The organism is Serratia sp. (in: enterobacteria) (genome assembly GCF_046715635.1).
Lineage (GTDB): Bacteria > Pseudomonadota > Gammaproteobacteria > Enterobacterales > Enterobacteriaceae > Chania.
The window spans coordinates 1-23542 of record NZ_JBKJYW010000297.1; the positions used below are offsets into that span (position 1 = coordinate 1).

Genomic DNA, 23542 nt, shown 5'->3' on the forward strand with positions numbered 1-23542 from the left:
GTCTTGATCCGCTATCGATGCCATAGGCCGGCTGACAAGCCCCTCAATCAGCGCAGAAAAGCCTGAGGTTAACGCCTCCCATGCCAAAGTTTCGCTGGCATACTCCCAAGGCTGCCAACGCCAGACCAACTCTGGCCATATCATGCAGGGGACAATAAATGGCTGCTTGCTTTGCTGCGCCACCTGGATTTTCAGTTCCAGCGAAAGCGCAGGCAGCATATCAAGCAGGGTCTGCGTGGTGGTGTCCTTCGAGTTAGCGACGGCTTTGAGAAAACGATCCGGGAACGCCGCCCAGCCGTGTTCAATCAGCAGGGCAGCAAAATCTGGCGCATTGAGGAGCTTACTGACGGTGTTACTGCGGGCTTGGCTTAAGTCTGAGATGTCCATGGATCGCTGCTTTTGATTATTCCTTCAGTGGGGGAATACTATCCGATTCGAGGTACGCTGGATAGGCTCCACCAGCCGCGGGAAGATGACTAAACTGAATGCTAGGTTACATTGTGCCTGGAGAACTTTGATGGATGCCTCGTTACAGATTGACCAACTTATCGCAGCGCTGACCGACTGGCGTGGGAAGACCTTGGCGGAAATCCGTAAGTGCATTGTTGCGGCTGACTCGGAAATCATTGAGGAATGGAAGTGGAGAGGAAGCCCGGTGTGGTCGCATCACGGCATTATCGCGGTCGCTAATGCCCATAAAGCAAAGGTAAAGCTAACCTTTTACCACGGAGCCAACCTGGCAGATGCCAATAAGCTGTTTAACGCTGGCCTGGATGGTAACGCGTGGCGGGCGATTGATTTCTTTGCAGAGGATACGGTGGATTCAAAAGCCTTAACGGCTCTGGTGCAGGAGGCGGTTGAGTTTAATCTGCGTAAGAAGAAGGTGAGGTAACTTGAGACTGATGCAAACCCTCACCGGGCTCACAATGATGGGGTGGGTGCAGGCATCTTCCGTAATAATAATCAAAAGGTTAGTATTACTTTACAGCTCAACACCTACAAATTCAGCAATCCGAACCTTCAAAAAGGGATAATCTCGTGACCATACGCATTAGGCTCACTGTCGCAATAACATTGCTTACTGCGACACTGCCCGTATTAGCTAAAATGCCAGCAAACTTTGTCTATACCAGCTCCGGCGATCTTGAAGCGGTGTCAGTCATTATGGCGCGTAGCGACATTGGTGGTGCGCAGATCGTTTACAACTGGCGCTCACTCGAACCTGAGAAGGACAAATACAACTTTTCGCAGATTGAGCAGGATCTGGCTCGTCTCAAGCTAGCCAAGAAAAAACTTTTCATCCAGATCCAAGATCGGTTTTTCGAACAGAATGCCCGATACGTTCCTGATTATCTGATGAATGATGCCAGGTACGGTGGTGGGATATCGCCACAATTTGACAATCCTGGCGAAGGAAAGCCGATTGGCTCGGGGTGGGTGGCACAGCAGTGGGATCCAGCTGTGCGCCAACGTTATCAGGCTCTGTTGGCAGCGCTTGCCGAGCGTTTCGATGGCCGAGTCTATGGGGTGAACTTACCCGAAACAGCCATTGATCTTGACGAGAAAAAGCTACCCAAGGGATTTTCCTGCGATAACTATTTCGCAGGCGAAATGGAAAATCTCACCTTTGCGCGCAAGGTGTTCACCAAATCACATGTGGTGCAATATGTAAATTTCTGGCCGTGCGAATGGAACAACGACCACAATTACATGGGCCAACTGTTTGAGTTCGCAAGTGCCAATAACATTGGACTTGGCGGTCCAGATATTGTTCCCAACCGCAAAGCGCAAATGAAGAACTCATATCCGTTCTTCAACAAATACAAAAATAAGCTGGCACTCGTTGCCATGGCTGTGCAGGAGCCCACCTTGACCTACAGGAACCCCAATACGGGCAAGCCATTTAGCAAGGAGGAGTTTGTACAATTCGCAGAAGACTATCTTGGTGCAGATATCATTTTCTGGAGCACGACGTCCCCCTGGTTGGCGAAGAAATAGGTATCAGTTGCTGAGAAAAGAAAGCCTCACGGCGAATGCAAGACATTGTCCTTTTCTAATGAATTGCCATGGAAAAGAGGCTGATACTGCCAATGACCCATTAACGATCCAACAGAGAAAGAATATGATTTTTGGTTAGTGGGGCCAGTTGCAATGCCTGGTTGCTAGAAGGTTCAAACCATATCACTTCTTCGATTTCTGCAGCGGGCAAAAAGTGGGTCTCTTCAGTGCTGATTTTGAACATATCAGCAAACAGCATATGCCCAGGCTCGTTTGCTGCAATATCCGTGAAGCGCCCTAGTGGGACCATTTCATCAGGGGTGAAGGAGGCATTCAGTTCCTCTTTCAACTCACGTGCAAGTGCCACTTCAGGCCGCTCACCGGGTTCAATTTTTCCACCCGGCTGCATAAACCACAGCGTGTTGCGTTTTCTGACCAGAAGGACCCGGCCAGCTTGATCGGTTATCACAGCCGCAGCTATATGAATTTGCTTACTCTCTGACATTCTGAACCCCGTTGTATGGTATAAAATCACCCCGCATGAAGGCATCAAATGTACCAGAGTAGGGAGGGTGATTCCTAGCCGGGGTATCCATGTTAGTCAGGTAAAGCAGATCCTCTAACCTGTGCTACCCTCTGGTCTTACAAAATCTAGAAATGGAACTACATGATGACTAAACCTGCTGCCAGCTTTCAGTCCAGTTCATTTGTGATCGCAGTTCGCGATCTCAAAAAAAGCTCTGCATATTTTTGCGATGTCTTGGGATTTGACTTGGCATGGCCGGAGGGGATGGGCTGGCAACTAGCCACCAGGGGATGTGTGCGTATCATGTTAGGCCATTCACCGGATGCCATGTCACCCTCTGATACCGGCGATCATAACTATTTTGCTTATCTGTATGTCGATGATGCCCAGACTCTTTATGAAGAGTTTGTCAGCAAGGGGGCGATCATACTGGTTCCACCCGTTGATAAACCGCATGGCATGCGTGAATTTACCGTAGGGACTCCTGAGGGCCATAGAATTGTGGTTGGCCAGGAGCTCGAATAGAGTGGTTTATTCGCTATGAATTTGCTGTGAGTCCAATCAGACCGGACAGTCAGCTCAGTGCCAGGAGCGGACATTGCAAACATCACAGTGTGTTAATCAACTGAGAGCAGGATACTTGTGTCTTAGTTTTGGGCAGAGTATTTTCGTACTAGCCGTTACTCCGTAGTAAATTCTATTAATTTGAAGTATTTTTGATATGCTGGAAGCTGCACAACTTTTATTCAACATCTAGAGAGAGGTCAGAATATGCCTTATCAAACTGACGAAAGGATCAAGTCTTACTTGGATACAAATCAATTACATCGTGAGCAGATGTGTAGGGCTATTCTTTCTATTGACCAGAGATACTCTGATGTACGCCCTAGACACCCACGGGGCGGACGTGATGGAGGGCGAGATCTTGAGGCCGTATATAGAGAAACCCAAATAGCATATGGTGCAGTTGGTTTTGTAAATCAAGCTAACGATTCAAGCGAACAAAAAAAGAGTATTCTTGTAAAATTCACAAGTGACTTGAAAAGTGCTTTATCTTCCAATAACGAATTGGATGCGTTTGTGTTTTTCACAAATATAAATTTGACCATTGGAGAGAAAGACGCGCTGATTAATATTGCACGAACTTCAAGTGTTAATCACTGCGAAATTTTCGATCGTGAAAGAATTAGAATATCGTTAGATAATCCCGACGGCTTCTCAATAAGGTTTCAATACTTAAACATTCCTCTTTCGGAGGCCGAGCAGGCTAGTTTTTTTGCACAATGGGGTGATGATATACAGCAAGTAATATCCAGTGGATTTAAAAACATTGAAAGCGGGATAGGTAGATTGTTGTTTTTGGAAGAGTCAAATAGCCCTCTTCACCATTTTACTATATCCTTTGAACTCAAAGAAAAATATCCAGCCGAAACAATTGGCCATTTTAGAGCTTTTTGTTTTATGAATTTAAAGGAAATCAAAAAAAATATTTTTGGGATTATTTTTGGCTCATCAGATAAATCAAATAGAATGAGAAGAGACGTCAAGGGAGATTTTTCATTGGAGCATGCTGGTATTAAACACGGTATTTCATCGGGGCAGTGGGAACATCATATTGATTTGGAAAAAGAAATAGCCAAAGATGATGAGGAGACTAAAGATGATGATAAATATATTCAGGCCGGGGAGGGATCATCCATAGGTATGGATGATGTTGAGTTTATTAGCATTTCCTACCGGAAAGACAGCTTCATTAGATATATGCCAACTATTTCACTAAAAGATCTGGATGAAGCGATGTACCTCCCATTAATGAATAAGTCTTTAGCGGAAAAGTTAAAAGTGATTCATATATACTCTGACGGCTACAAAATACAGGAGTTTTGTTCCGATGATTTTTCTATAGACACAACTGTATTTGAACCACATATTCCTGCAGAGTTTACTGACGAAGAACTAGCTGATCCCTGGGTACGCATTCGGCCTAGCAATTTTTCATCGATGTTTCATATCCGTTTTTTTGAGAAAACCCCAAAAAGAATGTTCATGCCTGAGCAAGTGGAAAACAGCCTGGAATCTCGAAATGCCAATCATTAGCAAGGCTTCTGTACGTAAAATAATTACTCGTAATGCTATTAATTTCCCCATAAACTGAACATGGGGTCTCTTCAAAATACTCATGTTTTACTACACAGCAATGGTTCACTTTTGAGAACGGCTTTTAGTAATCATTTACTGCGGCGCCTGACTTTCTACTACAAAGCGGAGTGTAAACTTCCGCTTTTCGCTCACAGTAGTCGCTCCTAAAGGTTTTCCATATAATGAAATGCTTTCATTAACTCATCTTCTGTAAGCGGCGATACCAAACTTGCTCCTGAATCTTTCTCAACTTTCATCAATAGCTCGCTGCGGGTGATTCGCAATCTATTCGCAACGTGGTTAGCGCAACTCCGTGCGTGTGACGCTCTGTGCGCAAGGAGGCCTTCAGTGTCTAAAACTTTTCTTCTTGATGACGAATGGGACATTGATTCCTCCGTTAGTCGAAATTACTACCCATATAGGCATTATGCGATAAGAAAAACAATAGATCTTTCTCGCTAGCTTCTACCAGGAGACACCCTAAGCACAACTTCGTAAACCACAATAGCTGAAGTTGGTAATAGCGTCCGCACCTCGCTCAGAGCAGACGTCATTAAGCGAGCAAGGCGTACAGATCATTGATACTCGAATGAGACCCCAGTCATAGCTTTTAAGAACCGGCAAAGGTCATCACCAGCATCCTCAATCGTATGAAAACGAACAGAGTCTACACACCCGGATTTACTCTCATTAAGACGGGCAATGAATGGCGGTGTTGGATCTTGTCCTGTAAGAATTCTGAATCTGGTAGCATCAACACGCCAGCGATACATTGCTCCATATCGTTGAACCCCTCTGATGCCTGTGCGGGTATTTTTTGTCGTTTTAATAGAGATTGGCATTCTGAGTTACCTAAGTTAAATGACCGTGAGATTGCATAGTCCTTATACAGCTAACCAGGTAAGTTTATAGCAAACGGCTGAATGGCAAAAGGAATCTCCACTACTTAACTAACCGTCATTTTGGCTGTTATGATTTATGGTCACTGCCAACGTCTGCTTCACAGCTCATAGCCGACGTGATGCTCCGAGCCTATCTTTGGGGTTTCATCTCTCAGCATAACCATGATAAATAGGGTGGGCCAACTGCTGACAGTGAATGCGTAGTTGGATGTTGCGCACTATTACATGGCGAAAAGTAGATAACGTGCATCTGAAGTTAACATAATAAAAACACCCATCATGTAGACGAATATTGAAACACACCTAAATATTTAACCAGCCATTAATCAGCGTACAGCTCCGCCCACCAATCCATGGCTCACCGTCAATAAAGCGAATGCTAACCCGGCCATCGCGATGTAGTTGGGTACCTTGTCGAACCTGATACCCCTGTGCCGTCGAGCCGCCGTCGGGGAAGTTATTGGCCTTCAACAAACGGGCCAGGCACGCATTGGCACTGCCAGTCACCGGATCCTCAACCAACTTATCCCATTCAACCAGAAACGCTCGCATTTCGTAATCGGCTGGCTCGCCCGATGAATAGGCACCATAAATTACTACACCATCAACATGATGATCCGTTTGCAACTGTTTAATTATGGCTTGATCCGGCGTCATCGTCAGGCAGGATTGAGCGCTTGGCATACGTACTATCAGCCAGCGAATGCCCATGTCAGCAATCACCGGCATCGTATCAGTTGCAATAACCGCAGGCTGAAGGGCGGCCATTAGCGTTTCCCTTTCCTCAGCAGCCAGCGTTCGAAGCGTTACCGCAGGGGCGGAAAACGCCAGCGTTCCTTCAGGTAAGATATTGACCGCAACCAGGCCAACCCCGCATTCTTGCATCACCACCCCCGGCTGTTTGGTCACCAACCCAGCCTCCAGTAATGCATGGGCCGTACCCAATGTCGGATGCCCGGCAAAGGGCAACTCTTTTTCGGGGGTGAAAATGCGTACTAGATAATCTGCCAGCGGATTAGTCGATTTGAAAACAAACGTCGTTTCCGAAAGGTTGGTCCAGCGAGCTAATGAAAGCATCTGCATTTCATTCAACCCCTCCGCATCCAGGATCACCGCCAAGGGATTCCCCTGCAAAGGTGAAGTGGTAAATACATCTACCTGTTTGTAGGCGCGTGGTTTCACATCATCTCTTCTGAACATTTACCGTAATCCGCTAGATACCAGGCTTGATGATAGCGCTATTAAATGACTGACATCAATTGCTAATGCCTTAAAATGGTTGGGTTTTGGGACATCCTACCGCTATTTGAGGTAAACGGTTAATGTTCATCGCCCTCGCTGCCATTCCAGAAACGTAAATGGCAATGTCCAAATCGTCGTGGTATAGGTCATTGCTAAACATCAAATTTTCAATGTATCAATTACGGCTCGCAGAGCAGGTGATACATTGCGATGAGGGTAATAAAGGAATGAACCTCCCAGGCGCTGGCTATAACGTTGCAACACTCTGATAAGGCCGCCACGCTCTAAATCATCCGCAACCAGCTCCTCAGGGACATAAGCTAGCCCCAGACCTAGCCTGGCTGCTTCTGCTTCCATATAGCTGTCAGAAAAAACCCACTGCCCCTGTGGCCGGTGCAGTATTTTTTTATCGTCCTGATTGAGCTCCCACTGGTACAGACTTCCGTCGGCAAACTGATAGGCAATACAGGGATGTATCACTAAATCCGCCGGTGTTTGCGGAAAGCCGTAGCGCCGGAAATGTTCGGGTGTGGCAACAACGGCCATCTCCATATCAGGCGTAATACGCACCGCGACCATGCCATTGCCAACCTCTGGCCCCAGGCGTACTCCGGCATCGAACCTCTCAGCGATAATATCGACAAAACGGCTTTCACTGATCAGTTCTAACCTGATGTCAGGGTAACGTTGTTTAAATACCGCCAGCTTCGGCAAAAGAAATTTATCAATCGCGTGCTGGCTGGCATTGATGCGAACAGTACCGGATGGGGTCTGACGATAATGTGCCAGCGTGGCAAGCCCCATATCTAAAGCATCAAATCCAGACTCTGCCGTCTGGTAAAGTTGCTCACCTGCCTGTGTCAACGATAGCCTGCGCGTGGTTCGGACCAGAAGCCGTACACCCAGTCTTTCTTCAAGTTCGCGAACAGAACGGCTGATCCCCGATTGTGCAAGCCCAAGCCGTTTTGCAGCTGCAGTGAAACTGCCTTCCCGCACCACCTGCATAAACAGGTAGAGCTCATTATAGTTTTCCCGTTTCGCCATCAACGTATCCTCAGGCATCAGGCCAAGAGTCATGCCCGCTACAGCATATCCATTTATAACAATATGGTATTAATTTTAGCACTTTTTACCCGCTAATCAGCACTATATCTGCTAACTATAATGAGCCCATGGAAACAAAGCACAGCAGCGTTGTCCGTATGAAACCTGTACCTACATCTTGTTTTTCAGGGGAACTTTTCATGAGTGTTTTCACCAGAAGACTGACATCCGCTATACCTACCATGTTGCTGCTATCTTCATTAAGTGCATCTGCAACAATAAGCTACGATAGTAAAGCCAATCCGAATGCGCCTGTTTCTACGATAGGAAAATGGGATAAAACCTTCGCCGAGAGTCATAAGGTCGAACACCGTAAGGTGACATTCCAGAATCGGTATGGGATTACTTTAGTCGGCGATCTTTACATTCCCAAAGAACGGGGAGAACGCAAACTTGCTGCAATTGCAGTAAGTGGCCCGTTTGGCGCGGTCAAAGAGCAATCCAGCGGTCTGTATGCGCAAACACTGGCTGAGCAGGGATTTGTTGCGTTGGCATTCGATCCCTCTTACACGGGTGAAAGCGGTGGTTTTCCCCGTAATGTCGCCTCTCCGGATATCAACAGCGAGGACTTTAGCGCGGCGGTTGATTTCCTTGGATTACAAAAAGAGGTGGATCGTAACCGTATCGGTTTACTCGGCATCTGCGGCTGGGGTGGGATGGCACTAAATGTCGCGGCAATGGATACACGCGTTAAGGCGGTTGCGACCAGCGTGATGTATGACATGAGCCGGGCGATGGGTCATGGTGTAGGAGAGGGCAAAGACCGTTATTCAACTGCCGATCGCCGTGCGGTATTGCAGTATCTGAACGAGCAGCGCTGGAAGGATGCGGAAAACGGCACTATCGCACGCGCGGGTCACGACATCTATGTGGACAAGAATGGCAACGTAAGCGCTTCCGAACGTATTTTGCCGGAAACTTTACCCGCGAATCCCAACCCGGTACTGAAAGAGTTTTTTGATTATTACCGGATGCCACGCGGTTTCCATGAACGTTCCGTTAACTCTACTAGCGCATGGAATGCGACAATGCCTTTATCGTTTATGAATATGCCGTTGCTTAGCTATGCAAATGAAATCACCATCCCTACGTTGATCGTTACGGGGGAAAAGGCACACTCACGCTATTTTGCGCAAGAAGCTTATAAAGCGGTCGGCAGCAGGGAGAAACAGCTGGTGATTGTCCCTGGGGCAAACCATGTAGACTTATACGATAATGTTGCCGGTAAGATACCTTTTGCCAGTTTTGAACGGTTTTTCAAGACCAGTTTAAGATAAAAACCTGAGCCAGGAAGGTTTTAACAGGCTAGCTGTAATATACAGGTGGCCTTAATTCTGGCCTCAGCCCAGCCTGGTGTTACTGCATAACATCGCTCTTCAATGTTACTCATAATTTTAACCGTTACTCCATGAATAGCGTCCGTCCCAAGTATGACTGAATAGGGCCGAGACGATATGCCGAGATGTTGATAATGTCCATACTGAACCCAAAAACCCCACACAATAAAGAGAATGCACACTGGAGCGGGGTTTTTGCTATGACCTTGTGCATTTTTGTACTCATCGCCTCGGAGTTTATGCCGGTCAGCCTGCTAACACCTATTGCCAAAGACTTGCAGGTAACGGAAGGGCTGGCAGGCCAAGGGATCGCTATCTCTGGTGCGTTGGCAGTATTAACCAGTCTGTCAATATCTGCTGTCGCCGGAAATATGAATCGTAAATATCTTCTGTTAGGGATGACGTTTCTCATGGCAATGTCAGGGATAATTATCGCCTTGGCTTCTGGCTATTTGATCTACATGGTAGGGCGCGCACTGATTGGTATCGCTATCGGTGGATTCTGGTCAATGTCCGCGGCAACGGCTATTCGCCTTGTGCCGCAGCATCAGGTAGCACGTGCTTTGGCCATTTTTAACGGTGGTAACGCGCTGGCGACTGTCGTGGCTGCGCCGCTTGGTAGCTACCTTGGGGCAACCATCGGGTGGCGTGGGGCTTTTTTGTGCCTGGTTCCGGTGGCGATAGTTGCCTTTATCTGGCAGTGTTTCAGTTTGCCCACGATGGAAACAGACAAAAGCTCGAGGTCAGGCGGCTCTGTTTTTTGTCTGTTTACCCGTCCAGTCGTCGCAGTTGGTCTGTTGGCTTGCGGTCTGTTCTTCATGGGGCAGTTCTCATTATTCACCTACGTACGCCCGTTCCTTGAAACCGTGACGCAGGTGGAGATCACCCAGCTATCACTCATTTTGTTGATCATTGGCGTGGCGGGTTTTATTGGCACGCTGGTGATTAGCCGCTTTTTAAACGCGGGCTTTTATCCGACGCTGATAGCAATCCCATTGCTGATGGCCGTCATTGCAGGAACGCTGGTGCTGTCGGGTCATAACGTTTGGATAGTTGCGCCGCTGTTGGGTTTTTGGGGGCTGATTGCGACTGCTGCGCCAACCGGATGGTGGACATGGGTAGCCCGCACGCTACCGGATGATGCCGAAGTTGGCGGCGGCCTGATGGTCGCCGTGATCCAGCTCTCCATCGCGCTGGGCTCCACGCTCGGTGGCCTTACGTTTGACCACACCGGCTGGCAGAGCACTTTTTTCCTGAGCTGTGGGCTGCTTCTCGTCGCGGCAGGGCTGACATTCCTGACATCACGTAAAACACACCACGCACATTAGAGGGGGAGCTTATTCACCATGCCATTTGAGATAATGTTAAAACCGCATCTGAATAGGTACGGCACATTTGCGAGAGAGAGTTGATGAAAAAACAGCTGGTTCTATCCATCTTCCTGGCCGCGAACAGTGGGTTTCCTGTTCATGCCAGTGACCCGGCCGAGTCAAGTAAGGAGCACCTGATGACTATCAAAATGGCAATAGCTCAACAGACTTTTGCCGTTGAGCTTGCGGATAATCCGACAGCAAAAGCGTTTATTCAACAACTCCCCCTGACAATGACTATGGGGGAGCTAAACGGCAATGAGAAATTCGCTGACCTATCTCAGTCCTTATCCCCTCATCAGATCAGACCCGGAACCCTTCATGAGGGAGATCTCATGCTATATGGCCGGCAAACCCTGGTACTTTTTTACGAGACATTTCAGACATCATACAGCTACACCCCCATTGGTAAGTTAATTGCCACTGATAACCTGAAAAGCAGTGTGGGTAATGGCGATGTTAAAGTCCATTTCACCAAGGGTAATTAGTTTTACACTTTGAGAACTATTGTACGTAAAGCGCATGACTGCTTGATTTAACGCCATCGGCTATCCCCCAAGCCATTAGAAAAACTTTTAACTGCTGCTAAATTTTACCATTTGCCGCCCATCATCAAGTTCTACACACTAAGCGCGTCTGATAGCACCTTTAACCCTCAATGACGGAAAATCGCAATGTTGAAGAAATCCCTATCCTGTGTACTGTTGCTCGCCACCTCAGGTTCAGTGTTTGCAGCACCGCAAACGGAAAAACAAATAGCCGACATTGTTAATCGCACCGTTGCGCCATTGATGAAAGAGCAGGCCATTCCAGGCATGGCGGTGGCAGTGATTTATCAGGGTCAGCCTTACTACTTCACCTGGGGATTGGCAGACGTTGCCGGCAAGCAGCCTGTCACGCAGCAGACCTTATTCGAGCTCGGTTCGGTCAGTAAAACGTTCACAGGGGTACTAGGCGGAGATGCCATTGCTCGCGGTGAAATCAACCTAAGCGATCCGGCGAGCAAGTACTGGCCAGCGCTGTCGGGCAAGCAATGGCAAGGGATCAGTCTGCTGCATCTGGCAACCTATACTGCCGGTGGCTTACCGCTACAGATACCGGACAATGTGACCGATGAAGCGTCGCTGCAGAATTACTATCAAACCTGGCAACCGCAGTGGGCTCCGGGTGCCAAGCGCCTTTACTCAAACGCCAGTATTGGCCTGTTTGGCGCGCTGATGGTCAAACCGTCAGGCATGAGTTTTGAACAGGCGATGACCAAACGTGTGTTCCAACCGTTGAAGCTATCGCATACCTGGATAAACGTGCCGCAGCAGGAAGAAAAGCATTACGCCTGGGGCTATCGCGAGGGAAAGGCGGTTCACGTTTCTCCGGGCATGTTTGATGCCGAAGCCTATGGCGTGAAGTCGTCGATAGAGGATATGGCAAGCTGGGTACAAGCCAACATGGCACCAGCCAAAGTGAAAGATGCTTCGCTGCAAAAGGGGATTACGCTGGCACAATCGCGCTACTGGCACGGCGGTGATATGTATCAGGGGTTGGGCTGGGAGATGCTGAACTGGCCGGTTAAAGCGAAGACCGTGGTCGAGGGTAGCGATAATAAAACCGCACTGGCACCGTTGAGCGTCACCAAAATCACTCCGCCAGCGCCACTATCAAGCGCCTCCTGGGTGCATAAAACTGGCTCAACCGGCGGATTTGGCAGTTACGTCGCCTTCATTCCTCAACAGGATCTCGGCATCGTGATGTTGGCGAACAAAAATTATCCTAACCCTGTGCGGGTCGAGGCGGCTTACCGCATTCTTGAGGCGTTGCAGCAGTAATTTTTAGACCAGCAGTCTCAGGGGGGCATATTGCCCCCTAAATCTCTCAACTACCCCAACGACTTTTCAGGTAACTGACGGCCTGCTGGGTCTGAGGTTGATTGAGATAGTTCTCTCTGAACAGGATCGTGCCTTTAATTTGCGATACGGACTCGTTCAAATCCAGCTGCTTTTGCAGCTCCGGTACGCCACCGTTGATCATCCAATCAGGCTCGTTCTTTGACGGCACACCAACTTTGTACAGTGCAACGCCGATATAAAGGCGCGTATTGGTGGAGGTCACCACATTCGCCCACCATTTGGCGAGCACATCATAACGGGCCGCGTCGCGCGCGAAGGGCCAATACAGCTGCGGGGCAATGTAATCCAGCAATCCAAGCTGTACCCAACTGCGGGTGTCGGCATAAGATTCATCATAGGCCGCAGCACCTCGCGTATTGGAACCTGCCGTATCATGTGAGCTGTTACGCCACACGCCAGAAGGGCTGACACCAAATTCTACGTTGGGCTTCAACTTCTTGGTAGTACGAGAAATCTGCGCCACCAATTGCCGAGTATTGTCTCGTCGCCAGTCCGCTTTAGAGCCAAAATGTTGACCATATCTTTTGAAGGTCTGGCTGTCGTTGAGCACGGATCCCGGGGACTCAGCATAGAAGTAATCATCAAACTGCACACCATCAATATCATAATTGGCAACCACTTCGGCCACGATGCTGGTGATCCAGTCCCGCACCTCCGGGATACCCGGGTCGAGCACAAATCGGTCGCCTGCGGTACGGATCCAGTCGGGGTGCAGCACATAGACGCTGGCAGGCTGTCGTGACAGTGTGCGGTTCAGTTTATCAATGGTTGCAGGCTTGGTGTTAACAGACACCCGGTAGGGGTTAAACCAGGCATGGACTTTCATGCCACGCTTGTGGGCTTCATCCAGCATAAACTGCAGCGGATCATAGCCTGGATCATCACCGATATTCCCCGTCAGCATATCTGACCATGGCAAAATTTTTGACGCCCATAGGGCAGTGCCATCAGGTTTAACCTGAAAAAAAACGGTGTTGATACCCAGCGTCTTCAGTTTATCCAGCTTGCCTATTAGCGCTTCCTGTTGTTGGCGGATGCGGGTGGCAGGGCTGCTGGCCGTTATCGATGCCTCTGGCGGCCAGTCTAGACGGGAAACTGTCGTCAGCCAGATGCCGCGCACCGGTTCCTGGTTGGGCTGTGATTTATCCGCTAGTGGCTGTTTTGCCACAGAAGGCAACGGAGTGACTAAGGATTTAGCAGGTTCGGAGGTGCAACTGGCCAGTGAAAGCACACCGGCAAGCAGTACGCCTAGCTGTTTAACTTTGGTAAAGCGACGAGAACAGGCGATGATTCGCTCCGGCTTCTATTGATTATCTAAACAATCTTATCATTCTCTTATTATTCGAATTTTAGTCAATACCGGTAGGCCAGATTGATCGGACGCCGGCCTGTTGTCGTAACCTGCTGCATCGTTTCCTCCCAAGGAGTTGGAGTACGGCCGTTAATCTGCCGTTTAAATCCGTTACACTATGATGTCTTCTATACCAAGGATTTCACCGTTGCCGTGACTAACCTGTCCGATAAAGTTCTCGTTCTCAGTAGGTTATGTTTACAAGCGCCTCTGTTAACAAAATAACTCCTTCAATTTAACTAAAGAAACTTTTATGAACAAACGCTTATTTGCCATTTTTCCCGCCATTATTCTGTCAGGCTGTGCTGCCACATGGGAACCGTTAGGTACGCCAACATTGCCCCTTCAAGAGGCGAATAACCTTTGCGATACTGAGTCATTAGCTCGGTACCCGGTTAAAAATGAGGTCGCTACCAGAAGCGTTGAAAAGCAAGTTACATTGAAATGCAATAAAGATGAGGCTGGGTGTAACAGCAGTGGTTATAAATATGAAAATAAATTAGGCGTTGAAAGCTACCCCTTGGACGTTAATATAAATAGCCGGAAAGCCGCCTTTTCTGCCTGCATGGAAAAAAAGGGCTGGAGAAACACCAGTTGGCTATAAAAGAGTTGTGCTCTGGGCTGATACACTGCCCGGAGCTCGCCCTTTGGGAGGGGGCCGAACGCACCACAATTTAATTAGGCACTCCTTCTCTGCATCAACTCTATCGCAGTTCACCTCTGCACCTGAACACGGCACCGTACCAACTCCCTCGCCCTTTGGGAGAGGGTTGGGGTGAGGGGCAAGTACCGCCAGTGTCTCAAGCCATGCCCACTCTCGGTTGCGGTATGGGCCAGTCAAACAGATATCTGGCCGCCGTGGCACAGATTTTCCCCTAGCGGCACATTCACCCGCCGCATACAGGTTGGCCACGCTGGTTTGTTGCAATGTATCAACGGCAATGGCCACATGCTCTATTCCGCATCCCAATAACATGGCTAATTCGATATTCGTCACCAGCCAGAATCCACAGTGTTCCCCATTAAGGCACTCTCTTACCGCAGTAGCGTAGATATCAATGCAACAATATGTTAACAATGTCGAAACAATTAATTTAGCGATAAATTGTGGGGACGGTTAACGAGAAAACGGCGTTACCGGCTATCAAAGAGACCATTTGGTTGACACATTTCTTCAAGGAGGAGGGCATGAGACAACAACGCTGGTGGGGAGTTATTGCGACATTGCTGTTAATCGTGATCGCCTATGCCGATCGGGTAAATATCTCCGTCATGCTGGTTAACCCCGAATTTCTCCATCACTTTGACCTGGCAGACAACCGCGCCTATCAAGGCACGCTGATGACCGCCTTCCTGCTAGGTTACGGCCTTTCTGCCATGTTGTTGACGCCGTTGCTGGAAACGCTATTCGGTTATCGTAAAGGATTAACCCTCAGCGTCATTCTCTGGGCGCTATTTACCGCCGCTTCTCCGTTGGTGGGATCGTTGATCATTTTACTGGTCGTGCGGGCCTTCCTCGGTGTCAGTGAAGGGCCACTTTTCTCGTTGAAAACCATGTACATCAGTGACCATTTCGCCGCCAATGAGCGGGGAAAGCCCAATGCGGTGTCTGCATTAGGCGTGTCTTTGGGTTTAGTGATTGGCTTTCCGCTGGTGACTTTCCTGATGAATCATCTTGGCTGGGCCCTGTCATTCCATGTCCTGGCGTTAATCAATCTCCTGGTCGGCCTGCTTTTGGTGCGCGCGTTTATCCATCCTAGAACCACTGGCACGGTGCAACGCAGTAGCGAACCCCTGCTGCAACGTGTCTGCCAAACCTTCATTCTGGCTTGGAAGACGCCAATGCTCGGCTGGATCATGCTGGTTGAGATAGCAACGTTAAGCTATCTTTGGGGTTCCAGTTCCTGGCTACCCGCTTACCTGACCAATGAGCGGGGCTTTTCCATCAAACAAATGGGCTGGCTAGCATCGTTACCCTTTATTATCAGCATCTTCTCCAAGTATCTCGGCGGGGTGATCCTGGATCGCGTTAGACCACAACAGATGCCATTGATTTTTGCCTTTGGCGGTGCGGCAACGGCTATCTGTATGCTAGGCGTTATGCTGAGTTCACAAAGCGGTTGGCTGGCCGTGTTCCTGCTATCGGCCAATGCTTGTTGGGGGGCTCAAGGTGCAGCTATTCCCACCCTGATCCAGCACCATGCCAAAGCGGAAAGCGTCGGTTCAGCATATGGGCTGATCAACGGCGTGGGGAATCTCTTTTCGGCATTTATTCCCTTACTGATGGGGCTGGTGATGATGACGTTTGGCACCGTCTCATCAGGCTTTTCGGTGCTGGTGGCATCGCAGGTTCTGACTATGTTCGCTGGTGGCATGCTGTTTATTCGCATGCACGGTAAGCGGCAATTCACCACGGCGTGGTGAGCGGCAGGAATGGTCAGGTGACCGCCTAGGTGGTCACCTTGATGAAAATTACGAAACAAATTGCTTCAATCTTTTAAAGCCTTGCTCCAGATCGGCTTTCAGGTCATCCATATCCTCCAAACCAATCTGCAAGCGCAACGCCCGGCCACCGGGTTGCCACTGCGTAACGGTGCGGTATTCGGCACAGTTAAACGGGATCACCAGGCTTTCAAAACCGCCCCACGAGTAACCCATGGCGAAAATCGACATGTTGTCCAACATGTTATCAACGCCAGCCTTAGTATATTCCGGCTGCAAAATGATCGAGAACAGGCCTGATGAGCCTTTAAAGTCGCGTTTCCAGAATTCATGCCCTGGGCAATCAGGGAAAGCGGGGTGGAGCACTTTCAATACCTCCGGGCGGGATTTTAGCCAATGAGCCATCTCCAGCCCACGCTTTTCGGCCTCCTTCAAGCGTAAGTACATGGTCCTTAAACCCCGCAGGGCGAGAAAACAGTCTTCTGCACCCGGCAGCATTGCCATTAGATCATAGGTTTCACGTAATTTAGGCCACCAGGTTTCATTGGCTGAAACCACGCCCATCAGTAAATCGGAATGCCCGCCCAAATACTTGGTTCCCGCCTCCACGGAAAGATCGCAACCATGCTCATGGGCGCGAAAAAATACCGGCGTTGCCCAGGTATTATCAATGATGGTGGCGATCCCGTGTTGTTTTGCCGCTGCCGTCATGGTTGGAATATCTTGGATTTCAAAGCTTTGAGAACCAGGGGATTCCAAGAACAGGGTAGTGGTATTAGGGCGGAACAAGGTGCCGATGTCCGCGCCAATCAAGGGATCATAGTAGGTGGTTTCGATCCCCATTTTGCCCAACATCCCGGCACAAAACAGGCGAGTCGGTTTGTACACGCTGTCGGGCATTAACAGGTGATCGCCTGCTTTCAACGTGGTGAGCAATGCCAGCGCAATTGCGCCCAGCCCGGAGGGTGAAAGCACCGTGCCTGCTGCACCAGCCAGCTCGCTCCACGCATTTTCAAGATTGGCGATCGTTGGTGTACCCATCGTCCCATAGTTGAATTCAGCTCGGTTATGTTCAATATCGCTGACGGTAGGGAAAATAACCGTTGACCCCCGATAAACCGCTGCGTTGACAAATCCGGACTGTTTGGCAGGGTCTCTGCCGATCTGTGTGATCCGGGTACCGATGCTGAAATCCGAATTTGGTAATTTACTCATTGCTAACCTCGTTGAATAGGGTGATATCTACACGCATCGTTTATTCGAAAAACTTAAAGAATGGAGACAGGCAAAGCAAGATGCCGAAGAAAGTGATAAACCAAACGGCGGGTCCCTTAAACTTATGAAGTGCTTCGACTTTATAAACCAGGTAGCAAGGGATCAGGCATGACACCAACCCGAACAAAGGGCTCCCCAGTTGCATAAAGAACAGGATAGAGAAGCGGGTTGAAATCCACGCCCACAGCCCCAACACAACACCAACGCTGATGGCAACGTGAAGCACTTTCTGATTAATTCTTTCTTCCGGAATAAAACGGCAGATAATATTGGTAACAATCCCTTTGATCGCTTCCTGGAAACCCAGATAAATACCAAGAAACGCGGTTAAGATGGCAAAAATATTCAGCAGGGCGCTCATTACTCTTACAACAGAGCCGGGAATGACCTGTGCTGCAATGGCTAATGCGGAGATATTTTGCTCAAAAGCGGAAACGGCCTGTTCATGGCTGATAGCAAAGGTGAACGAGAAAGCAAAGAACAGTACTGCAATCGCCAAGATAATATAAGCCACACGGTTAGCGCGGATAGCTCGATAGGTGGCGATACGTTTATCCGATTCCACTTTGCGATATGCGATGTTCATCGGGCTAAGTATCTGAACAAACAGAATTGAAAACAGGGTAAAAGGTAATGTCAAAAACACGTCGCGCATAAATGGCAGCAGAGCAGGGAAGGCGGTAATATTATTTAAGTTCCAATGTGGAACCATCACGATCCCTAATACAACGATAATCCCAAATTTAACGCACACCATCGGCCCGGAGACCTTGAACAGCAAGCGTTCTCCTTGAGCGGCAATGCTGACTAATGCAACCAATACCACCAACCCATACCACATAGAGTCTGACAGCAGGCCTTCCGTCAGCCCGAAGGTCTGGATATAGGAGGCACTGTCAAAGGTAACAGCCAGGGAGTAAGAGAACATACCGTGCAGTAACATCAGGAAATAGGCGATACCTAACCAAAACCCCCAGTTTTTCCCGAGATATTGCGTTATAACGTTGGTGTAGTCCTCGCAGTCTTCACTTTCTGATAATGTTTTAAGGTAAAGACTTTGCAACAAATAAATCGCTGGATAAGAAATGATAACCGAGGTGATAAATACCCAAATGCCTTTAATGCCCACTTGAACCGGCATAAAAACAATGCCAGAACCGATGGCCATACCGATGCAGAGAATAACCCAGCCGAAGTCATATCGGGTAAATGGAATGCTTTTATACGCGTCTTTAGACTTGATATCTGTATTTATTATGCTATTCATCATTGTCTTCCTGTCGCAAGATTATCACAGCAGTGTTCTCACGAAATGAGAAGTTATGTAAAACATCGCGTTTGTCAGAGGTAACCTTATCTGACATGGAAACATAGTACGTACTGGTAAGTAAAACTAAAAGCCGTTAGCGGTGTTATTAAATGAAAATACTTGTGCGTGAAACGCAAAAGTTGATGGCTGTCTTATTTTACGCCCTTTTTATGAAAACTGACTGAAAGGGTTGGTAGCGTCGCAATCTAGTGAGTATAGTCAATTATAATGTATAGGAATTTTACTAAGTTAGCGTATTTTTGCTAGTCTGATATCAGATCCATACGACCATATGAATTCACAAAGGGGTACCGGCAGATGATGTCGTCAGTTTCATTCAAGGCAAAAATCGACAACTATGCCATCTTCCGGCAGTTGGAAATCTTTATCAAGGTCGTTGAATGTAACAGTTTTTCTGCCGCAGCGCTGAAGTTGAACCTGACACCGTCTTCGGTGAGCCGCAGCATTTCCCAACTGGAAGAGTACCTTGGCATCGTTTTGCTGAAAAGGACCACGCGTAACCTGATTTTGACCGAGCCAGGCAAATATCTGCTGTTTCGGGCACAGCACCTGCTGGCAGATCTGGATGACTCCTTGGTTAACACCTCCAGTTTCCGCAGCCACCCACAGGGCCAGCTCAAAATCACCTGTTCAATTGCCTTCGGCGTTACTCACCTGATGCGTTTGTACAGTGAGTATCGAGAGATCAACCCAGACGTCAGGCTGTCAGTCGATCTGAATGACCAAAGCGTCAACCTTAACGAAGAGAACATTGATATTGCGCTGCGTATTACTGCGCACCCGCCGAGCAACTTTGCTTTGCGCAAAATCTGTAAGATCAACTGGGTTTATTGCGCCAGCCGGCGCTACTTTGAACGGCGTGGCCTGCCGAAAACCCTGGCAGACCTGGAGGATCACGACTGCCTGATCAATCCAAACGTTTCCGATAACTGGCACTTTATTGGCGGCGATGGTCATTCGTTAAAAATCAATAATATCGTTGAAGTGAACAGTACCTTGGGGCTGCTAGAGGCGGCGCTCCATCATCAGGGGATCGTCAATCTGCCAACCTACATGTTGGGTGACCATATCGCTAATGGCGAGTTGATCCCAATCTTGTTGGAGCATGAAGCTAAAGAGCATGAGTACCATCTTTTCGCACTGTACCATCCAGGGCATTATCAAGACCCCAAGGTGAGAAGCTTTATTGATTTTATTGTGGAAAAAATCTCTGTGGCCCCTGCCTGGGACGATTGGATGACAGGGTAGTTGTGTTTGTCAACGCATTATTACCGAGATGGCAACTTTCTTCAAAAAATCGCTTGGTGCGAAATAGCGGAGAGATGATAGTCTGCTACCTCGAGAGTAATCTAATTTTTAATAAATTGATTTAAAAGGATTTAATAGTGACTATCATTGAAAACCTGAAGATAAAGTATCCGGGGGCCGTTGCATGGCCATTTGGCGATTCCGCCGAAATGGCAGACACGCTAGCAGACCTGGTTATTAAAGGGGTAAAAACCGCAACGTGTGGTTCGCTTTCATCTTTCAAAGATGAAGAAGAATCGCCAACGATCGGCGGCTACAGCATTATCCTCAATGGCAAGGGTGATCCAGTCTGCGTCATTAGGACGATCGCTATGCGGGTAATTCGTTTCTGTGATGTGACAGACGAACTTGCGAAAAAAGAAGGCGAGGGAGATCTCAGCCTCAGGTACTGGAAGCAAGGGCACAAAGAGTTCTTCCAAAGAGAAGGGGGTTACTCCGACACAATGGAACTGGTAGTAGAAGAGTTTGAACTGGTCGAGTTGTTGTAATATATGATCTTGCGGTACCGTAAAATAAATTAAAATAGGGTGAATTTAAATGCAGCTGATTTATCCCAGTGATTATTTTAAACCTGCCAAGGCCGATGAAACCTTTGAGCAGGAGTTTAACTGCGCCAGACAGAATGGATTGACCTGTGTGTTGCTGTCATCTGAACACGTCTCAATGGGAAAATACAGATTCTCTCAAAATCTTGAGTCAGATACCCCCGTAATATGGCGTGGATGGATGTTAAGCCCGGAAGAATATCAGCAACTCCATAGAGCCGTTTCGTTAAGCGGTGGGCAAATGCTTGAATCGTTTGACGATTATATTCGGTGTCATTACATCACCGGCTGGTACGATATTTGCCAACAGTACACGCCGGAGACCGTATTGGTCAGTGCAGAGGCTGATTTCGATAAGCTGACCGATCGGCTTAAGTGGCCGTGTTACTTCGTTAAGGATTATGTTAAATCATTAACCACCTCCAGAGGCTCTGTTGCCGTAAATGCTGATGAGATCCGCGAAGTGTTGAAAGCCATTGAGCACTTCCGTGGGAAAATTGAAGGGGGAGTCAGCCTCAGGCGTTTCGAAAATTTTGTCCCCGAGAGTGAGCGCAGATATTTTTCGTTGAATGGTAAAGTGTTCTCTGCAGACGGTAATATTCCAGAAGTGGTTATTGAAATCGCGCAGCTCATCGATGCTCCATTTTTCTCCATCGATATGGTTGAAAATGAAGTGGGCCAGCTTCGGCTTATCGAGATCGGGGATGGGCAGGTATCCGACATCAAGGAATGGCCAGTGGAGCGTTTTGTCCGGATGTTTATAGCGTCATAGGAGCCGCAAAGACGCTTTGTTGGTCAGATTTCACAAAGCACAATCAAAAAGGCAGACGTTTCAGGGGCGCGTAAACGCCCCGATTTCACTTACTCAAATAATCTACGGTGTAGCGCAATAACCGCGCCGTCAGCGACGTCGCTTGGCAGCAGGAAGCAAAGATTATCATTGGATGCGCCATGGCAAATCATGCGTACGGCATACTCATCAAGCTCCGCAAAGGTATCCCGGCATACGCCCGCGCCACGATGGAGTTGATTGCCAATCAGCGTGACCAAGGCCAGCCCGGTTTCAATCTCGACCCGGCAATGAGAAGAGAGGGCAGTAAGCAGCGCGGTGGTCAGGGTGTGATCTTCTCCCGAAGTGGATCCCGTGGAGTTCAGGGCCAGCGCTATGCAAACCTCGGAGGTGGTAACCAGATCCACATCAACCTGATGTTCTGCCAGGATCGCGAACATTTCGGCAAAGAATGTGTATGCCGGTTGTGCATGCAATCTGTGCAATCTCAGCAGCGTCTGTTTACGACGAACGGCAATGGCGCGATAAAGTGGTGGATTCTCTGCCTCGCGGCGAACCAGCGTTCCACCGGCAGCGGTGTTTTTACTGGAGCCAACAAAGACCGGGATATTTTTCCGCATCGCAGGTAACAGGGTCGCCGGATGGAGCACTTTCGCCCCAAAAGCGGCCATGTCACTGGCTTCGGAAAAAGAGATATGGTCGATACGCCGGGCCTGCGCCACAATGCGCGGATCGGTAGTGTAGATCCCGGCCACATCAGTCCAGATATCGACACGTGCGGCCTGCAAGGCTTCGCCAAGCAGGGAAGCAGTGTAGTCGCTGCCGCCCCGGCCCAGCGTGGTGGTATGCCCAGCGTCATCACTGCCGATAAAACCCTGGGTGATAACAATCGCCTGCTCAATACGCGGGCGCAGATGGGCTTCAGCCTGAACTTCCACAAGGTTGATAGTGGGTTCGGCGCAACCGTAAAGGCTGTTGGTTCGAATGACTTTACGTGCATCAAACCATTCTGCCTGCGCTTCACGTTCACGAAGCACTTCAGCAAATAACAGGCTCGACATCAACTCGCCATGGCTGACCAGTTCATCACTCAGCGCCGTGGAAGGCGTTGCCCATGCCGTTTCGGCAAGATGGGCAATATTTTCAATGAGTTGGTCTATTTCTTTGCCAATAACCAACGGCGCTTTCAGGCGGGAAATAATGTTGTACTGGATAGTGCGAAGGGTATCAATTTTATCCATACGATCACGACTTTCCAACCCTTCAGAAAGTTCAACCAATAGATTTGTGACCCCCGCGGAGGCAGACAACACGACCAGACGAACCTGGTCATCTGCAAGAACAATACCGGCACTGCGATTCATCGAGTCGAAGTCGGCAACACTGGTGCCGCCAAATTTGGCAACGACGAATTGTGGATAAATGCGTGTCATAACAATCTCATATCAGGGCGCCATAAAAAGATGGCTAGAAAATTTTCATTCTCGGCATAAGGGAAGCACGCTTCGCCTTACGAAATGTCCGCCCGCGAACATTTCTGATGACAACCCAGGAAAGCATCCTGTTGTCGATTACGTGTATTGCCTCTTACGCGTTACCGGTGTGATGCGCATTAGTTCTTTATTTACGGGTAGTGCAAATAAGCGCGCCATAGTAAGTGATTTATCTTTATGGATCGAGATTTTTATTATATTTGACAATAAATCAGTGAAAAAGAGTGTCTTACAGCTCAATACCCAGCATTGTTAACGGTAAAATCGTGTAACAAAAGAATAAAACCATATCAAACCGAAGGGTTTCATGACGTTGTATGTAATCTGGGTATTCGTCATGCTTTGCACGATATTGGTAACAAAATCTAATGCATGCCAAAAGGTAAGTTATTGTTATACATTGATTTTAAAGGGTTGGCGATAGGGTAAAACAAATGATTGAGTACACCATTAAAATACTATATATTGGCCGCGCTTTTACAGCCA

At 48.4% G+C, this 23542-nt stretch carries 21 protein-coding genes; 13 read left to right on the plus strand and 8 right to left on the minus strand.

What is annotated here, in order from left to right; translation table 11 throughout:
* Positions 1-387, minus strand: a 387-nt coding sequence (locus tag ACLQ7H_RS15200) for a hypothetical protein (RefSeq protein ID WP_411753408.1), incomplete at its 3' end; no start/stop codon positions are given.
* A gap of 130 nt (positions 388-517) precedes the next feature.
* On the opposite strand from ACLQ7H_RS15200, the gene ACLQ7H_RS15205 reads away from it, so the two are divergent.
* Together ACLQ7H_RS15205 and ACLQ7H_RS15210 are read left to right on the plus strand one after the other, a co-directional pair.
* Positions 518-892, plus strand: coding sequence for a DUF1801 domain-containing protein (locus ACLQ7H_RS15205; RefSeq protein WP_411753409.1), 375 nt, complete (start codon positions 518-520; stop codon positions 890-892).
* Between the two features lie 215 nt (positions 893-1107).
* Positions 1108-1998, plus strand: coding sequence for a hypothetical protein (locus tag ACLQ7H_RS15210; RefSeq protein WP_411753432.1), 891 nt, complete (start codon positions 1108-1110; stop codon positions 1996-1998).
* Between the two features lie 100 nt (positions 1999-2098).
* Here ACLQ7H_RS15210 and ACLQ7H_RS15215 read toward each other — a convergent pair whose 3' ends face one another.
* Complete coding sequence (locus ACLQ7H_RS15215; protein ID WP_411753410.1) at positions 2099-2503, minus strand: NUDIX hydrolase; 405 nt, start codon at positions 2501-2503, stop codon at positions 2099-2101.
* Positions 2504-2665: 162 nt separating this feature from the next.
* On the opposite strand from ACLQ7H_RS15215, the gene ACLQ7H_RS15220 reads away from it, so the two are divergent.
* Positions 2666-3049 (plus strand): VOC family protein, encoded by a 384-nt coding sequence (locus tag ACLQ7H_RS15220; RefSeq protein ID WP_411753411.1) that lies wholly within the window; start codon positions 2666-2668, stop codon positions 3047-3049.
* A gap of 246 nt (positions 3050-3295) precedes the next feature.
* Positions 3296-4621 (plus strand): hypothetical protein, encoded by a 1326-nt coding sequence (locus ACLQ7H_RS15225; RefSeq protein ID WP_411753412.1) that lies wholly within the window; start codon positions 3296-3298, stop codon positions 4619-4621.
* A gap of 1247 nt (positions 4622-5868) precedes the next feature.
* On the opposite strand, the gene ACLQ7H_RS15230 is transcribed toward ACLQ7H_RS15225, so the two are convergent.
* A complete protein-coding gene (locus ACLQ7H_RS15230; protein ID WP_411753413.1) occupies positions 5869-6765 on the minus strand; it encodes a PhzF family phenazine biosynthesis protein in 897 nt (298 codons plus the stop codon).
* A 201-nt stretch (positions 6766-6966) separates the two neighbouring features.
* The gene (locus tag ACLQ7H_RS15235; protein WP_411753414.1) at positions 6967-7851 is read right to left on the minus strand and encodes a LysR family transcriptional regulator; all 885 of its coding nucleotides are present in this window, start codon (positions 7849-7851) and stop codon (positions 6967-6969) included.
* Positions 7852-8051: 200 nt separating this feature from the next.
* On the opposite strand from ACLQ7H_RS15235, the gene ACLQ7H_RS15240 reads away from it, so the two are divergent.
* The 4 genes from ACLQ7H_RS15240 (at position 8052) to blaSFDC (ending at position 12441) form a co-directional block, all read left to right on the plus strand.
* Positions 8052-9188 (plus strand): alpha/beta hydrolase, encoded by a 1137-nt coding sequence (locus ACLQ7H_RS15240; protein WP_411753415.1) that lies wholly within the window; start codon positions 8052-8054, stop codon positions 9186-9188.
* Between the two features lie 194 nt (positions 9189-9382).
* Positions 9383-10576, plus strand: a complete 1194-nt coding sequence (locus ACLQ7H_RS15245; protein ID WP_411753416.1) for an MFS transporter — start codon at positions 9383-9385, stop codon at positions 10574-10576.
* A gap of 83 nt (positions 10577-10659) precedes the next feature.
* Positions 10660-11106 (plus strand): cyclophilin-like fold protein, encoded by a 447-nt coding sequence (locus tag ACLQ7H_RS15250; RefSeq protein WP_411753417.1) that lies wholly within the window; start codon positions 10660-10662, stop codon positions 11104-11106.
* Between the two features lie 186 nt (positions 11107-11292).
* Positions 11293-12441, plus strand: coding sequence for an SFDC family class C beta-lactamase (gene blaSFDC / locus ACLQ7H_RS15255; protein ID WP_411753418.1), 1149 nt, complete (start codon positions 11293-11295; stop codon positions 12439-12441).
* Between the two features lie 46 nt (positions 12442-12487).
* Here the strand turns inward: blaSFDC and ACLQ7H_RS15260 are convergent, their stop codons facing one another.
* On the minus strand, positions 12488-13813 hold the full coding sequence (locus ACLQ7H_RS15260; protein WP_411753433.1) for a glycoside hydrolase family 10 protein: 1326 nt from the start codon (positions 13811-13813) through the stop codon (positions 12488-12490).
* 313 nt (positions 13814-14126) lie between these two features.
* On the opposite strand from ACLQ7H_RS15260, the gene ACLQ7H_RS15265 reads away from it, so the two are divergent.
* Positions 14127-14477, plus strand: coding sequence for a hypothetical protein (locus ACLQ7H_RS15265; RefSeq protein WP_411753419.1), 351 nt, complete (start codon positions 14127-14129; stop codon positions 14475-14477).
* 584 nt (positions 14478-15061) lie between these two features.
* Positions 15062-16297 (plus strand): MFS transporter, encoded by a 1236-nt coding sequence (locus ACLQ7H_RS15270; protein WP_411753420.1) that lies wholly within the window; start codon positions 15062-15064, stop codon positions 16295-16297.
* A 48-nt stretch (positions 16298-16345) separates the two neighbouring features.
* Here the strand turns inward: ACLQ7H_RS15270 and metC are convergent, their stop codons facing one another.
* Entirely contained in the window at positions 16346-17530 is a 1185-nt protein-coding gene (gene metC, locus ACLQ7H_RS15275) for a cystathionine beta-lyase (RefSeq protein ID WP_411753421.1), read from the minus strand.
* A 40-nt stretch (positions 17531-17570) separates the two neighbouring features.
* On the minus strand, positions 17571-18857 hold the full coding sequence (locus tag ACLQ7H_RS15280) for an amino acid permease (protein ID WP_411753434.1): 1287 nt from the start codon (positions 18855-18857) through the stop codon (positions 17571-17573).
* A gap of 360 nt (positions 18858-19217) precedes the next feature.
* On the opposite strand from ACLQ7H_RS15280, the gene ACLQ7H_RS15285 reads away from it, so the two are divergent.
* From ACLQ7H_RS15285 to ACLQ7H_RS15295, 3 genes are all read left to right on the plus strand, one after another.
* Positions 19218-20168: a LysR substrate-binding domain-containing protein gene (locus ACLQ7H_RS15285; RefSeq protein WP_411753422.1), complete on the plus strand. Its 951-nt coding sequence runs from the start codon at positions 19218-19220 to the stop codon at positions 20166-20168.
* 137 nt (positions 20169-20305) lie between these two features.
* Positions 20306-20716 (plus strand): ASCH domain-containing protein, encoded by a 411-nt coding sequence (locus ACLQ7H_RS15290; protein ID WP_411753423.1) that lies wholly within the window; start codon positions 20306-20308, stop codon positions 20714-20716.
* Positions 20717-20765: 49 nt separating this feature from the next.
* Positions 20766-21545, plus strand: a complete 780-nt coding sequence (locus ACLQ7H_RS15295; protein WP_411753424.1) for an ATP-grasp domain-containing protein — start codon at positions 20766-20768, stop codon at positions 21543-21545.
* Between the two features lie 89 nt (positions 21546-21634).
* Here the strand turns inward: ACLQ7H_RS15295 and lysC are convergent, their stop codons facing one another.
* Positions 21635-22996, minus strand: coding sequence for a lysine-sensitive aspartokinase 3 (gene lysC, locus ACLQ7H_RS15300; protein ID WP_411753425.1), 1362 nt, complete (start codon positions 22994-22996; stop codon positions 21635-21637).
* Positions 22997-23542 lie beyond the last annotated feature (546 nt).

Bases quoted from the DNA above. Each gene is read 5' to 3' on its own strand.
- ACLQ7H_RS15205 (WP_411753409.1), top strand. From the start codon at position 518: ATGGATGCCTCGTTACAGATTGACCAACTTATCGCAGCGCTGACCGAC.
- ACLQ7H_RS15210 (WP_411753432.1), top strand. From the start codon at position 1,108: ATGCCAGCAAACTTTGTCTATACCAGCTCCGGCGATCTTGAAGCGGTG.
- ACLQ7H_RS15215 (WP_411753410.1), bottom strand. From the start codon at position 2,503: ATGTCAGAGAGTAAGCAAATTCATATAGCTGCGGCTGTGATAACCGAT.
- ACLQ7H_RS15220 (WP_411753411.1), top strand. From the start codon at position 2,666: ATGATGACTAAACCTGCTGCCAGCTTTCAGTCCAGTTCATTTGTGATC.
- ACLQ7H_RS15225 (WP_411753412.1), top strand. From the start codon at position 3,296: ATGCCTTATCAAACTGACGAAAGGATCAAGTCTTACTTGGATACAAAT.
- ACLQ7H_RS15230 (WP_411753413.1), bottom strand. From the start codon at position 6,765: ATGTTCAGAAGAGATGATGTGAAACCACGCGCCTACAAACAGGTAGAT.
- ACLQ7H_RS15235 (WP_411753414.1), bottom strand. From the start codon at position 7,851: ATGGCGAAACGGGAAAACTATAATGAGCTCTACCTGTTTATGCAGGTG.
- ACLQ7H_RS15240 (WP_411753415.1), top strand. From the start codon at position 8,052: ATGAGTGTTTTCACCAGAAGACTGACATCCGCTATACCTACCATGTTG.
- ACLQ7H_RS15245 (WP_411753416.1), top strand. From the start codon at position 9,383: ATGTCCATACTGAACCCAAAAACCCCACACAATAAAGAGAATGCACAC.
- ACLQ7H_RS15250 (WP_411753417.1), top strand. From the start codon at position 10,660: ATGAAAAAACAGCTGGTTCTATCCATCTTCCTGGCCGCGAACAGTGGG.
- blaSFDC (WP_411753418.1), top strand. From the start codon at position 11,293: ATGTTGAAGAAATCCCTATCCTGTGTACTGTTGCTCGCCACCTCAGGT.
- ACLQ7H_RS15265 (WP_411753419.1), top strand. From the start codon at position 14,127: ATGAACAAACGCTTATTTGCCATTTTTCCCGCCATTATTCTGTCAGGC.
- ACLQ7H_RS15270 (WP_411753420.1), top strand. From the start codon at position 15,062: ATGAGACAACAACGCTGGTGGGGAGTTATTGCGACATTGCTGTTAATC.
- metC (WP_411753421.1), bottom strand. From the start codon at position 17,530: ATGAGTAAATTACCAAATTCGGATTTCAGCATCGGTACCCGGATCACA.
- ACLQ7H_RS15280 (WP_411753434.1), bottom strand. From the start codon at position 18,857: ATGAATAGCATAATAAATACAGATATCAAGTCTAAAGACGCGTATAAA.
- ACLQ7H_RS15285 (WP_411753422.1), top strand. From the start codon at position 19,218: ATGATGTCGTCAGTTTCATTCAAGGCAAAAATCGACAACTATGCCATC.
- ACLQ7H_RS15295 (WP_411753424.1), top strand. From the start codon at position 20,766: ATGCAGCTGATTTATCCCAGTGATTATTTTAAACCTGCCAAGGCCGAT.
- lysC (WP_411753425.1), bottom strand. From the start codon at position 22,996: ATGACACGCATTTATCCACAATTCGTCGTTGCCAAATTTGGCGGCACC.